We start from the raw sequence: 13,993 nt of genomic DNA, 5'->3' as shown, positions 1-13,993 counted from the left end.
GGACCTCAATGAACCTCAGCCTGAGCGACATCGCGCCACCCTTGCGCTGGACCTCTCCCGGCCAGGTAGCGCCGATCGCGACCGACCCCCGCCTCCCCGAGGCGTGGTGGCAGGCGCTTCCGCTCGACACCGCCTGCTCGACCATCGGGACGTCCGAGGTCGCCGGTCGCCTGACCGACCTCGCCCTGGCGTGCTGGGGTCACCTGATGCTCGGTGACGTCCTCCCCGTGCTCAGGTTCGCCGACCCCGCCGCGAGCGCCCGCACCCCCGAGGGGCTCGGCCGCGAGGTGGTGCACAAGCTGTTCACCGGGGTGCTGGAGCGGCTGCTCGAACCGGTCACCGAGGAGAGCGTCGCCAGGATCCGCCCCTCCCGGCCCGACCGGCCGCTGCCGGAGCTGATCGACGAGGTCTTCGCCACGCTGGACGAGCGGCAGCGGGCCATCGCCAGGGACCGGCTGTACGCCTCCCAGCGGGCCACGCTCGACGACCTGGCCCAGCGGTTCTCGGTCACCAGGGAGCGCATCCGGCAGATCGAGCGCGACCTGCGCGACCACGTCGAGGCCTGGCTCGCCAAGGATGACGCGGCGCCGCTGATCGCCCACGTGTCGTGGCTGCGGGGCCGGCTGGGCTCCGCCGTGCCCGCCGACGACCTGGCCGCCGCCGTGCCGTGGCACCGCACCGACCTGGCCACGCTGGGCATCCCCTCCTGGCGGTTCGTACGGACCCTGCTGACCGGCTACGAGCAGGTGGACGGCTGGCTGGTCGCCGGTGGGGCGGACGAGCTCAGGGAGAAGACCCGGCAGCTGTTCACCGACGGGCCGCGCCCGCTGGACGAGGCCGTGACGCTGGCCAGCCAGCTCGGCATCCGCGAGGACGTCGCCGAGCGCTGGCTCATCGCGGTGCCCCAGCTGCGGGTGCTGGAGAACCACGTGGTTCCCTGGCCGCGCAGCGTCAACGACAAGGCGGAGGCCGTGCTCGCGGTGGCGGGCGGCCCGCTGACGCCCGAGGAGATCCAGGAACGCATCGGCGAGGACTACAGCCTCGTCGGCATCCGCAACCAGCTCACCGCCGACGACCGGTTCCTGCGGGTCGACCGGAACAAGTACGGGCTGTCGCGCTGGGGCGGCGAGCAGTATCTGGGCATCCGGGAGATGATCGTCAGGGAGATCGAGCGGTCCAACGGCGAGGCGTCGGTCAACACGATAGTCACCAACCTCACCGCGCGCTACGACGTGAGCGAGAGCTCGGTCCGCGCGTACGCGGGCGGGCCCGGCTTCGAGCGTACGCAGCGCGGGTGGATCAGGGTGGCCGGGGCCGAGCAGGCCGACTACCAGCCGCGCCGGGACGTCTCGGAGACCCGGCGCTGCTTCCGCAGCCGCGACGGGCGCTGGTGGCACCGGGTGGACGTCAACGCCGAGCACCTGCGCGGCTCGGGCTCCCCGCTGCCGACCGGCTTCGCCGCGCACCTGGGCATGGCCCCCGGCGGCCAGCTGACCGCCGCCACCCCCTCGGGCGACGTGGTGATCAGCTGGCACAACCAGCCGACCATGGGCTCCATCCGTCCCGTCCTGATCGCGGCCAACGCCTCCGAGGGCGACCACGTCTTCCTCACGGTCTCCGACGGCGGCGAGCTGCTGACCCGCTACCTGCCCGCGGCCTCGCCGACCCTGCCCGCCCTGAACCGGGCGCTGCACCTGATCGGCTACACGGCGCCGGTGGCGTCGGAGGCCGAGGGCGTCCGCCTGATCGGCGCCCGCATCGGCCTGCCGGAGGGCTGCACCCGCGAAGAGGTGATCGCCCGCCTGCGCGACCGGGGCGACCGCGAGATCCTCGCCTTCCTTGAGGGCTGAGCCTTCTTTAAGGGCTGAGGCGCTCCGGTCCGGGGCGGCGCGGTCGCGTCCGTGTGCACTCGTACGCTGTGGGATCGGGCGTGGTTGCGTAGGCTCGACACATGTTGAGCCTGTATGACACGCGGAATCGCCGGGTTGAGCGGATCGTTCCCGAGGGGGCCCGTTCCCTGCGGATGTACACCTGTGGCCCGACCGTCTACAGGTCGGCCCACGTGGGCAATATGCGGTCGTACCTGCTGGCGGACCTGATCAGGCGGGTCAGCGAGCGGCAGCGGGTCCGGGTGGTGGCCTGCCGCAACATCACCGACGTCGGGCACCTGGTGGACGACACCGAGATCGACCCCTCGGGCGAGGACAAGGTGCTCGCCCAGGCCAGGGCCGAGGGGCGGGGTGTCCTGGAGGTCGCGCGGTTCTACGAGGACGCCTTCGTGGCGGACACGACCGCGCTGAACATCCGCCCGCCCGAGCACTCCCCACGGGCGAGCGAGACGATCGACCTGATGGTCGAGATGATCGCCAAGCTGATCGAGAAGGGGCACGCGTACGCGGTGCCCGACGGGTCGGTCTTCTTCGACGCGGCCTCCTTCCCGACGTACGGGGAGATCTCCGGCAACCGGCTCGACCAGCTGCGGCCCGGTCACCGGATCGAGGCCGTCGACCCGCGCAAGCGGTTCCACGCCGACTGGGCGCTGTGGAAGCCCTCGGACCAGGGGCTGACCTGGGAGACCCCGTGGGGCCGGGGCTTCCCCGGCTGGCACATCGAGTGCTCGGCCATGTCGCTGCGGTTCCTCGGCGAGCACATCGACCTGCACACCGGCGGGATCGACCTGCGCTTCCCGCACCACGAGGACGAGCGCGCCCAGTCCGACGCCACCGCCGGGCACGAGGTGGTACGGCACTGGGTCCACGGCGAGCACCTGCTCTTCGACGGGCGCAAGATGTCGAAGTCCACCGGCAACGTGGTCCTGCTCAAGGACGTGGCGGACGCGGGTCTCGACCCGCTGGCCGTGCGGCTGGCGCTGCTGGAGCACCGCCACCGCCAGCAGATGAACCTCACCTGGGACACCCTGCGGGCCGCCGACAAGACCCTGCGGCGCTGGCGCGGCCAGGTGGCCGAGTGGTCGGAGTCGCCGAGCGGCCCGATGCCCGCCGACCGGGTCTCCCGGATCGAGGCCGCCTTCGACGACGACCTCGACACCCCGCTGGCGCTGCGGCTCCTGCGCGAGCTGGAGCGCGACGGCTCGATCTCCCCCGGTTCCCGCTTCGAGGCGTTCCTGCACCTCGACCAGGTCCTCGCCCTCGACCTCTCCCTCGACATCGGCAGGGCGGTCAGGCCGAAGCCCCTGCCCGAGGGCGCCGCCGAGCTGCTGGAACAGCGCTCGCGGGCCCGCGACGCCAGGGACTGGGCCGCCTCCGACCGTCTGCGCGACGAGCTGGCCGCCCTCGGCGTGAAGGTCGTCGACACCCCGGAGGGCCAGACCTGGTCCTGACGGTCATCCGCCCCGGACCGGTCTTCCCGTCCGGAAGCGGGTCCATACAGGCCCAGGAGGCTCTGGAGCGGGCTTGGGAACCGTCCCGGGTAGGGATTTCCTGGACGGCGGGGAAGGGTTTCCACCCCGCCGGAGCGGGTTTCCCGCCCCGCCGGGAGGGGCGAAAGCAGCAGATCACTCGTAATGTCGGTCGCGACCGATAGCGTCCTGATCATGAGTGAGATCGCCGTTGCCGTACGACCCGGCACGATCGCGGACTTGGACGGCATCGTCGCCTGCAGTTCCGCGTTGTTCGTCGAGGACGCCGGGGCCCGTGACCCCGCCCTGAACGTCAACTGGCCCGAGGAGCACGGGCGGGCCCGCTTCGTGGACGCGCTGGGCGACCCGGGCCGCCTGGTGATGGTCGCCGAGGAGGGCGGCAGGATCGTCGGCCACCTGACCGGGTCCCTGTCCGGGCCCACCGCGATGCGCCCGGTCACCGTGGCCACCCTGGGCAGCATGTACGTCGAACCGTCCCACCGCAGCCAGGGCATCGGGGCCAGGCTGGTGGAGGAGTTCAGGAAGTGGGCCCGCCACCACGGCGCCCGCTACGCCGGAGTGACCGCCTACGCGAGCAACGAGGCCGCCGTCCGCTTCTACCGCACCAACGGCTTCGCCGTACAGTCGACGGTCCTGGAAACGGCGCTCTGACCGGATTCGACCTGACCGGTCACAAAGCACCCACCCGGCGCACCGGCTTTTGTCGTGCCGAAGAACGACCGCACCATATTGAGGTGATCTCAATGAATTTCACGTCAGGTGGTCGTGCTCGAAATGGGGAAGAACAAACGCGGCTTTGACGGCGCCGTCGATCCTGGGCCGACCTTATCGAAATCATCTCACCGCGGGAAGTGTGTGCAACCGCTGATTCTCACCGGTTGCACACTCAGATGATCCCGACGAAAAGGCTCGGGCGACGAAATCGGCATCCACCAGCCGATCGGACGACCGCACCCGCGACCGGCTCCCACGCCATCCGGGTGTGCGGCTTCGCCCTGTTCAAAGGCCGTTTGGGGACCCTGCGGCACGCCACCGTCAGTCCCGGAGGAATCGGCGACATCTCCGCCCTCACCATTTCGAGCACAACCAACCACCGGCGGCCCGCCGAGATCACGTCATTCCCGTTTCCCTTTTCCAAACCAGGCCGACCACGCAGGGTAATGGCGCCAGGTGGTGTGACGCGCACCCACTCACGGCACCATTGACGACTTTCGTCAACTCCTGTTTTTACAGCAATTTACTCAATTACCATCGGGCGGCCAGGGCAACCATCGTCGGCTACGGGAGAAGGCTGTCATGCGCGGGTCGCACAGTTCCCCATTGGTACCGTTGTCGAAATCCCTCCGCCACTCCCGGCCACGTGCATTCGTCGCCGGAATCGCGTTGACCGCGATACTCGCTCCGATGGGAATCGCCATGGCTGCGCCGGGCGGCGCCGAGGCCGCCTCCCGCCCGGCCGCACCGCCCATCCGGCCGCCGGCCGCCGCGACGCCCGCCCCTTCGCCGCCGACGTCCCCCTCCGCGCGGCCGGAGCCCGCCGAGCTGGGAAAACAGGGCGTCGTTCTCCAGGATCCCGCGCTTCTGGAGAAGACGCGTACCGCGGCCGCGCTGGCGGCGGCCTCCGGGCAGGCGGCACGCGAGCGCCGTCAGGTCGAGGTCGCCGCGCTGACCACCGCGACACGTCAGGTCCTCGCCGATCCCGACGGAAAAACGTACACCGCGCGCATCTCCGCGATTCCCGAGCGAGTTCGGCAGGACGGCGTATGGGCACCGGTCGACGTGACGCTCGCCGAGCGCGACGGCCGGTTGCGTCCAAAGGCGGGAGCCGCCGACATTGACGTGTCGGCGGGGGGAACGGGGCCATTCCTGAGCCTCGGACTGGGTGCGGAAAAGTCGGTGGACCTGACCTGGCCGACGCCCTTGCCGCGACCGTCGGTGAAGGCCAACGTCGCCACCTACGCGGACGCGGCGGGTCCGGGGACCGAGCTCGTGGTCACCGTTCTGCCGACGGGATTCAGTTACGACGTGGTGCTCAGGGAGCGGCCCGCCGAGGCGCCGGAGTTCCGGGTCGAGGTCACGGCCACCGGACTCCGGGTGGCCGCCACCGAGCACGGCGGCCTGGAGGTGAGGGACGGGACGCGTGTCCTCGCGTCGGGACCCGCGCCCAGGATGCTCGCGGCCCAGGGACACGCGGCCGACGGCAGGCCGGTCAGGCGCCCGCCGGGGAGGATCGACACGGCGGTGACGTCGAAGGACGGCAGGTCCTTCCTGGTCCTCAAGCCCGACCGGGGCTTCCTGAACGACCCGGCGACCACCTACCCCGTGACGGTCGACCCGACCGTCACCCTCGGCACCTCGGTGGACACCATGGTCGACCACGAGGGCGCCTACCCCGGCTGGAACTTCCTCGTCGCGGGCACCTACGACCGCCGCGACGGGACGCCGGTGACCGGCATCGTCGACTACCTCTCCTTCGACACCTCCGTACTGGCCGGGACAACGGTCTCCGACGCCCGCCTGACCATGTGGAACGACTGGTCGACGGGCTGCGGCACCGCGGGGGCCGGGCTGACCCTGTCGAGAGTGACCACCCCGTGGAACCCGGCGAACATGCTCTGGAACGCCCAGCCGCAGACCACCGACGCGGGCCGGGTGACCGTGACCGACGCGCAGGCGTGCGGCAACGGGGTGCAGGTCGTCTGGCCGGTCACCCCGATGGCGCAGGCGTGGGCGGGCGGCGCCGCCAACCACGGCGTCCAGCTCAAGGTGACCCCCGAGACCGGTGTCGTGTACGAACGCTACTTCCACTCGGCCCACACGACCGTCTCCGGCGCCAAGCCGCCGATCCTGACCGTCACGTACGCGGGTGCGAACCCCAGGCCGCTGCTGAGCCAGCTGCGCGTCACGCCCGCCGTCCCCCGGAGCCCGGGGGTGGCGACCTCCACCCTGCGGCCCGCCCTGTTCGCCAAGGTTCAGGACCTCGCCGGTCGTCAGACCGCCGCGGAGTTCCAGATCGAGCACGACCCGGCCGTACCCGCCCAGGGCACCGGAGCGATCTGGTCGGGGACCTCACCCGCGGTCCAGACCGGCACCGAGGCGACGTTGACGGTGCCCCAGGACAAACTCAGGGACGGCTGGCGGGTGCGGCTGCGCGCCCGCGCGGTCGCCGGTACCGACACCTCCGACTGGTCGGCCTGGCACGCGGTCGCCGTGGACCTCGCCGACCCCGCCGTCACCCAGCCGAGGACCACCCCCTCCGAGGAGATCGCGGGCAGGGCCGTGGCCATGTCCCTCACCCCGAGACTGGCCGCGAGGGTGGCAGGCCCCGCCGAGGGCACGCTCAGGGCCGACTTCGCGATCGAGCACGACCCGTCCGTACCGGCCCAGGGAACAGGGGAGATCCACACCGCGCAGGTCACCGGGCTGTCCAGCGGCGCGGAGGCCGCGCTCGTCGTCCCCGGCGGCAGGCTCCAGGCCGGTTGGCTCGTCCGCTGGCGCGTCCGCGCCACCTCCGACGTCACGGCCCCGCCGTCCTCCGCCTGGTCGGACTGGCAGGTCGTCAGGATCGCGCTACCGGCTCCCGTCGCCGACCGGCCCCAGGTCGTCCCGGCACAGATCTCCGGCGGCAGGACGCTGAGTCCGGCGCTCACCCCACAGCTCCTGGCGAAGGTGTCCGACCCGGAGGGCGGGCGGCTCACGGCGGAGTTCGAGGTCCGGCAGGACCCGGCGTTCCCCGCCGAGGGCAGCGGCCCGATCTGGTCGGGCGCGGTCGATCACCTGCTGTCGGGGACGTCCGGCGCGGTCACCGTACCTGAGGGCAGGCTCACCGACGGGCGGCACGTCCAGTGGCGCGCTCGTGCGACCAAGGCGGGCGTCGCCTCGGCCTGGCTCGCCTGGCAGAACCTGCAGATCAGCACGGCCACCGCGCTCACGGTGCAGCCGCCCACCGCCGTCGGCGCCACCCCCGCCGACGGTTCGGCGAGCGTCACCTGGACCGCCCCCGCCGGGCAGGTGACGTCGTACACGGTGACGTCGCGGCCGGACGGCAGGAGCGTCACGGTGCAGGGGACGGCCGGGCAGGCCGTGGTCGAGGGGCTCACCAACGGCACCTCGTACACCTTCACCGTCGCGGCGACCGGTGCCGCGGGCACGTCCAGGCCCTCGGCCCCCTCCCCCGCCGTCGTCCCCACCCCGCCCAGGCGGCCGGGTGCGCCGCTGGTCACCGATGTCTACCCGCGTGACTCGGCGGTCCGGCTCGCGTGGGCGGCGGCCGAGACCGGTACGGCGGGCCTGACCTCGTACCGGATCGTCACCCAGCCCGGCGGCGGGGTCACCGAGGTGCCCGCCGACGCGACGGAGTGGATCCTCGGCGGGCTGACGAACGGCACGCCCTACACCTTCGTCGTCAGCGGGGTCAACGGCGACGGTCCCGGCGACCCCTCGCCGCCGTCGCAACCGGCCATCCCGCAGCCCGCGGACGTGCCGCTGAAGCCGCTCGGACTGCTCGCCACCCCGCTCGGCGGGCGCGTGGACGTGCAGTGGGTGCCGCCCGCCGACGGCGGATCGGCCATCACCGGCTACGTCGTGACGGCGCAGCCCGGCGGCCAGATCAAGAACATCCCCGCCGACACCACGGTCACGTCCTTCACCGGGCTCACCAACGGCACCGCGTACACCTTCACCATCGAGGCCACGAACAAGGCGGGACGCGGCGCGCCGGCGGTGACCGCGCCGGTCACCCCGTCGGCGGCCCGCGCGCCGGGCAGACCGGCGGACGTACGCGCCGCCCCCGAGCGCGACGGCGTCCTCAACGTGTTCTGGTCCCCGCCCGCCGACACCGGAACCGGCCCGATCACGGGATACGAGGTCACCGTCAACCCCGGCGGGCGCCGCGTCACCGCCACCACCTGCACCGGAACCCCCGCCGAGTGCAAGGCGGTCGTCGACGGGCTCACCCCGGCCACCGCCTACACCTTCACCGTCAAGGCCCTGAACGCGGCGGGCGCCGGAGAGCCGAGCGCCCCCCTCGGCCCGATCACCGCCAAGATCGTCGTCAAGAAGGCGACCAAGGTGATGGCCGCCGACGCCGTCCAGAGCCTCCAGGAGATCAGGACGGACGGCACTCTCATCTTCAAGGACCCGCCGTCAAGCGTGACCGGCCTCGTCAAGGACGACCTGATCGTCTTCGGCGCCTCGGGCAAGGTCAGGACGGGGTTCATGGGCCGGGTCGTCGCGGTGACCCCCGAGGGCGGCGGCTTCCTCACCGTCATGACGAAACGCTCCTCCATCGGGGACACCCTCTCGGAGGGCACCGTCGCGGCCGACCTCGCGATCACCTCGGACGACCTGACCCAGATGGCGCCCTCCGGACCCGGCATCACGGTCCGGGAGCCGCTGATCGACGGCAAGACCCGCGCACAGCTCGCGCAGGCCCCGCCGGACACGCAGGTCGGCATCCGCGACGGCCACTTCGTCATCGAGGTCTCCCGCGAGTTCGTCAACGAGCAGAACGGCGTGTTCGGCAAGGTCGAGGCGCAGGCGGAGATCGGGCTGGACCCCACTTTCGACGTCAACAGCAAGACGTCGATCTTCAAGTCCACGCTCAACCTCCTCGCCAAGGAGGAGGTCAGGGTGAAGGGCGGCGCCACCCTGAAATGGGACAAGGAGATCGAGCTCGGCTCGGTGCACGCCAGGTGCGTCACCATCCCCGCGGGCCAGACCCCGATCGTGTTCTGCCCACAGTTCAGCGCCACGCTGGGCATCGACACGGCGGGCTCGGCGGGCGTCAGCATCGCGGCGAGCCATGAGTACAAGGCCGTCGTCAGCTGCCAGGTGGGGGGCACCACCCCCGACACCTGCGACGCGACCGCCACGACCGACGCCGACGTCCCGACCCCGGTGGAGGCGTACGGCGACGCCTCCCTCACGGTGACGCTTCCCGTCGCCATGTCGTTCCTGCTGTACGGCGTCGTCGGACCGGCGCTCACCGGCTCGCCCTACGTCGAGTTCAAGGCGGACACCACCCAGAACCCCTGGTGGGAACTGCGGCTCGGCATCAACGCCGGTATCGCGGTCAACCTGTCGGCGATCTTCCCCGGTGACCCCACGCTGTACGAGAAGCAGGACATCCTCAAGACGTTCGTGACGGTTCTCCACTCGGAGGGGCCGTTCTCCGGCATGAAGATCGTGCCGCGGCACGCCGATCTGCGGCCGGACGGGGTCGTCCAGCTCAGGGCGGAGGCCCCGCGCTTCCCCGACGCCCTGCTGACCACCAGCTGGTCGACCATCCCGCCCCTCAACGCCGCGGCCACCGTCGACAACACCGGCAAGGTCACGGCCGTACGGCCGGGATTCGTGCAGATCGAGGCGACGAGTCCCGCCGTCCCCGGGCTGCGTCCCGAACTGAAGGCCAGGGCCTCGATACGCATCGACTCCACCCCGGGCGCGCCGTCGATCGCCCAGGCCCGGCCGGGCGTCAACGGCGCCTTCGCCATCTTCGCGCCACCCCAGACCCCGGGCGGCGGCCCGGTCACGAGATACGCCATCACCGCGACGCCCTCGCTGATCGGTCCCACGCTCGTCACGCCGGTCGGCCCGAAGGTCGTCTTCGTCAACCCGTCACCCCCCGGCCAGTCCCACTACTGGGGATACGTCGCCGACCTGACCCCCGGCGTGCCGTACTCGCTCACCGTCCAGGCGATCAACGCGTTCGGGACCGGGAGCCCGTCCGCGAGCGCCCAGGTCACCCCGATCTACGTCAACTTCGGGCAGGACTCACCCGACGACCTCGCCACGGACGCCAACGGCAAGCGCGACGACACGCTGACCGCGGGACTCGGAGCCGCGACCGCCTCCTCCGACGGCCGGTTCATCTTCTTCTTCGCCAGGGCCAACAGCAACCTCGCACCCCGGGAGGTGTTCACCCTGCAGAGCGGGAACACCTACCTGGCCCGCAAGGACCTGGTCACCGGCCGGATAGACCTCGCCTCCCGCGGGGCCGACGGCAGGACGCCCCTCACCATCTCCGTGGCGTCGTCCGTGGGGCTGCACGCGAACCGCGACGGCAGCGTCGTGTCCTACAGCCCCGACATCTACTCCGGCAGGCACTACGTCCACAACATCGCCGCGGGAAGCACCTGGGAGACCACCGCGCCGGTCAGGGAGCTGAGCGCCGACGGCTCGGTGGCCATCCACGACGGAACCGGCAACAATTACCACCGCTCCGTCCTCGGCGTGGACAGGGCCTACACCGCCGCCCAGCTGGGGTGCAGGATCGAGGGCACGGCGTACTGCTCGCTGGGGAACATCACCTCCGACGGCAACCGGATGGCGTACGTCCAGAAAGGCCTGGTTCCGTGCAACCAGGACACCGGCACCTGCGACGGCGTCTACACCTACGACTTCCGCACCAATGCCGCCACCCTCATGTTCACCAGCAGACGGGCGAGCCAGCAGCCGAAATTCGAGTCGGTGCGGGTCTCCGGCGACGGGGCCACCTTCGCCGTACGAGTCAGGGGCATCCCCAGCACGATGGGGTCCGTGGCGATCGCGACGGTCCGCGCTCCCGTCTCCGTCCTCGGGCTGGCGGACGTGAAGGTGGTCAACTGCCCGCCCGGCTCATACGGCTGCGGCGAGACACCGTTCCTGATCGACGAGATCGGCGCCAACGTGGCGTACATGCCCGGCGCGACCACGAGCGCGGACGCGAACCGCGGCCTCGCCATCTGGAATCCGACCTCGCCGTCCCCTCGCCGGCTTCCCCAGGAGGAGTTGACCCCGACCCTCACCGGAGGTGGCTCCGTCGTCTACACCATAAAAAACACTCCGGGCGTCTACCGCTCCCGGTGCTGGACGTTCCTCTGCTGAGACCCCGGTGAGATCGGCCACCGCGTGATCGACGGGGATCGCGCGGTGACCGCCTGCCTGACGCCTGTCCGCCCTTGGGCAGGCTGACCAGGTCACCGCAGGGTCGCCCCGGCCCTGTCGTGGGCCTGACGGAGGAGATCGCCGAGGATGTCCCGCTGACCGGTCGAGTCGCCGGTGAGGGGCAGCACGACGAGGCGGACCTCGATGAGATAGTCGCCGTGACGGGTGAGCGCGGCCCAGGTGACGGGATTGCCACCGGACGGGTCCTCCAGGCGGTATGCCCGGGTCTGTTCGCCGGGTGGATCGGGCAGCGTGACGCGGTGGTACCGCATCGTCCACGTGGACCGCCCGTCGGTCATCCTCATGGTCCGGCACCGGCTCGGCGGATCGGCGGTCATCAGGCGGCGCAGGGTGGGATCGGAGGCGTGCACGATCGCCTCGCTCACGATCGGCCCGGAGAAAGGGCCCTTCGTGACGTCGACCAGGAAGGCGCCCCCGAGTATGCCGTCGCGTTCGCCGCCGAGTGAGCCGGTGACGCTCCAGACGCCCCGGCTCCACTGCCCGCATTCGGGACGGTCCACGGCCGCGCTGCCGACCTGCGTCTCCCCGATGACCGAGATCCTCGCGCTGCCGAACGGCGCCGCTTCCGGCGGAGGCCGGTCCAGGGCTCTCGCGTCGCGGAACCGTTCGAGGAGGGCGCGCCGGACGAGGTCGCCCCGGCTGCCCGGCGGCCAGGTCGCGGAGGGCGAGTTCTCCTGGATCTCGACGTCCGCGCCGAAGCCGGGCGGCCACGGGCGGGGAGTGGGCCCCGTCGGCGACACGGACGGCGAGGGTGGGATGGCGGTGTCGGCGCGGTCGGGCGGAGCGCAGGCCGTGGCGGTGACCGCGACCAGGGAGAACGTGATCGAGATGACGCCCGCTCCCAGCCGTCGCCGCAGGCGTGCGCGTGGCATGTCCGACGTAATCCTCGGCATCCTCGGCCCCCTCGTCCGCCGTCGTCCCCACGATTCCACGGGATTCGGCACCGGGTAAGACTCCGGCCGGACAGGTGACCGGGAAACGTCGGGGCCCGGCGTCTTCCGGCTTCCCGTACACGGATGAGGCGCGATGGTGAATAGGGAGCGGGAGGGATAGGTGTTGAATTGCCGGGTGACAAACATCGCGCCCACCGGGGCCCAGCACACCATCGCGGACGGCGGTTTCCAGGCCGTCATCACCGAGCTCGGGGCCGGGCTCAGGAGCCTCACCCTGGACGGCCGCCCGCTCGTCGTCGACTTCCCCGAGGACCAGTCCCCGCTCGGCGGGGCGGGGCTGCCGCTGCTTCCCTGGCCGAACAGGGTCGAGGACGGCCGCTACACGTTCGACGGCGAGGACCGGCAGCTCGCGCTGAGCGAGCCCAAGACCGGCAACGCGATCCACGGCTTCTCCCGCTCGTTCCCCTGGCGGGTCCTCTCCCATGACGACGCCTCGATCCGGCTGGGACTGCGGCTGTTCCCCCAGCTCGGCTACCCGCACGTCCTCGACCTCTCCATCCGGTACGCGCTGGGCGCCTCCGGCCTGGAGGTCGAGGTGGGCGCGGAGAACGTCGGCGCCACCGACGCGCCGTACGGCTTCGGGGCCCACCCCTACCTGTCCCTCGGCGCCCTCTGCGCCCTCGACGACGCCCTCCTGGAGCTTCCCGCCGCCCAGTGGATCGCGGTGAACGAGCGGAAGATCCCCACCGGACGCCAGCATGTCGCGGGCACCGAGTACGACTTCAGGACCGCCCGCCCGATCGGCGGGACGGAGCTCGACACCGCCTTCACCGGCCTGGAGCGCGGCGCCGACGGCCGGGTGCGGGTCACGCTGGCCGCCCCGGACGGGACCGGGGTCGAGCTGTGGGCGGGCGAGGGGATCGAGTGGCTCCAGCTCTACACCGGTGACACCCTGCCGGAGGGCCACCGCCGCCAGGGGCTGGCGGTGGAGCCGATGACCTGCCCGCCGAACGCCTTCCGTACCGGTGAGGACGTCGTCCGGCTCGCCCCCGGCGAGCGCGCCGTCCACCACTGGGGAATCGGCCCGGTCTGACGTCCGACACCCGGCCGCCGGACCGGGCCCTGCGGAGCGGCTCGTCGGAGGCGCGGGAACTCTTGTACGGGAGCGAGTAGAAGCTCCTCTGCGGGGAGGGGCCCGTCGGCGTCGCGGGAAGAGCCTCAGGAGAGTTCGGCGGGGCTGACGAGGATGCCGTCCTCGTCGCTGTAGAGCCAGGCGCCGGGGGTGAAGACGACCTCGCCGAAGGTGACGGGCACGTCGAGTTCGCCGGTGCCCTCCTTCGCGCTCCTGGCCGGGTTGGAGCCGAGGGCCTTGACCCCCAGGTTCAGTCCGGCGAGGGCGGCCGTGTCGCGGACGGCGCCGTTGACGACGAGGCCGGACCAGCCGTACGAGACGGCGGAGGCGGCGAGGAGGTCGCCCACCAGGGCGGTGCGCAGGGAACCCGCGCCGTCCACGACCAGCACGCGGCCCTTGCCCGGGGTGGCCAGGACCCGCTTGACGAGAGCGTTGTCCCCCAGGCAGCGGACGGTCGCGATCGGCCCGGCGAACCGGGGGCTCGGGCCGTAGGAGCGGAACTGGGTCAGGCAGCTCGCGACCGCCGCGCCATGGGCGTCGACCAGGTCGGCCGTGGAAAGTCTCATGCCTGCATCTTCACAATGACGCCTGCGCCGACACCACGGGGGTGGTGCCACACTTGCGGGAGCATGTCGCCGAGGA

General features: G+C 71.7%; 7 protein-coding genes. 5 read left to right on the top strand and 2 right to left on the bottom strand.

The window, feature by feature from the left end:
- Window positions 1–8 precede the first annotated feature (8 nt).
- From ACW9TB_RS16315 to ACW9TB_RS16300, 4 genes are all read left to right on the top strand, one after another.
- Window positions 9–1,850, top strand: a complete 1,842-nt coding sequence (locus tag ACW9TB_RS16315) for a sigma factor-like helix-turn-helix DNA-binding protein (RefSeq protein ID WP_472748866.1) — start codon at window positions 9–11, stop codon at window positions 1,848–1,850.
- A gap of 101 nt (window positions 1,851–1,951) precedes the next feature.
- Window positions 1,952–3,340, top strand: a complete 1,389-nt coding sequence (gene cysS, locus ACW9TB_RS16310; protein ID WP_472748865.1) for a cysteine--tRNA ligase — start codon at window positions 1,952–1,954, stop codon at window positions 3,338–3,340.
- 213 nt (window positions 3,341–3,553) lie between these two features.
- Window positions 3,554–4,030: a GNAT family N-acetyltransferase gene (locus ACW9TB_RS16305; protein ID WP_472748864.1), complete on the top strand. Its 477-nt coding sequence runs from the start codon at window positions 3,554–3,556 to the stop codon at window positions 4,028–4,030.
- Between the two features lie 753 nt (window positions 4,031–4,783).
- Complete coding sequence (locus tag ACW9TB_RS16300; RefSeq protein ID WP_472748863.1) at window positions 4,784–11,245, top strand: fibronectin type III domain-containing protein; 6,462 nt, start codon at window positions 4,784–4,786, stop codon at window positions 11,243–11,245.
- 92 nt (window positions 11,246–11,337) lie between these two features.
- Here the strand turns inward: ACW9TB_RS16300 and ACW9TB_RS16295 are convergent, their stop codons facing one another.
- Window positions 11,338–12,198, bottom strand: coding sequence for a hypothetical protein (locus ACW9TB_RS16295; protein ID WP_472748862.1), 861 nt, complete (start codon window positions 12,196–12,198; stop codon window positions 11,338–11,340).
- Between the two features lie 196 nt (window positions 12,199–12,394).
- Here ACW9TB_RS16295 and ACW9TB_RS16290 point away from each other — a divergent pair, with 196 nt between their 5' ends.
- Entirely contained in the window at window positions 12,395–13,312 is a 918-nt protein-coding gene (locus ACW9TB_RS16290; RefSeq protein WP_472748861.1) for an aldose 1-epimerase family protein, read from the top strand.
- A 125-nt stretch (window positions 13,313–13,437) separates the two neighbouring features.
- Here ACW9TB_RS16290 and rraA read toward each other — a convergent pair whose 3' ends face one another.
- Window positions 13,438–13,917, bottom strand: coding sequence for a ribonuclease E activity regulator RraA (gene rraA, locus ACW9TB_RS16285; protein WP_472748860.1), 480 nt, complete (start codon window positions 13,915–13,917; stop codon window positions 13,438–13,440).
- Window positions 13,918–13,993: the final 76 nt, after the last annotated feature.

The organism is Streptosporangium sp. H13245 (assembly GCF_055690525.1).
The sequence above is the reverse complement of the archived record's forward strand: the minus strand, read 5'-3'. Positions and strand labels throughout refer to the sequence as shown.

What these genes read in the sequence shown, in the direction of transcription:
- ACW9TB_RS16315 (WP_472748866.1), top strand. Translation starts at nt 9, where the DNA reads ATGAACCTCAGCCTGAGCGACATCGCGCCACCCTTGCGCTGGACCTCT.
- ACW9TB_RS16300 (WP_472748863.1), top strand. Translation starts at nt 4,784, where the DNA reads ATGGGAATCGCCATGGCTGCGCCGGGCGGCGCCGAGGCCGCCTCCCGC.
- ACW9TB_RS16295 (WP_472748862.1), bottom strand. Translation starts at nt 12,198, where the DNA reads ATGCCACGCGCACGCCTGCGGCGACGGCTGGGAGCGGGCGTCATCTCG.
- rraA (WP_472748860.1), bottom strand. Translation starts at nt 13,917, where the DNA reads ATGAGACTTTCCACGGCCGACCTGGTCGACGCCCATGGCGCGGCGGTC.
- cysS (WP_472748865.1), top strand. Translation starts at nt 1,952, where the DNA reads ATGTTGAGCCTGTATGACACGCGGAATCGCCGGGTTGAGCGGATCGTT.
- ACW9TB_RS16305 (WP_472748864.1), top strand. Translation starts at nt 3,554, where the DNA reads ATGAGTGAGATCGCCGTTGCCGTACGACCCGGCACGATCGCGGACTTG.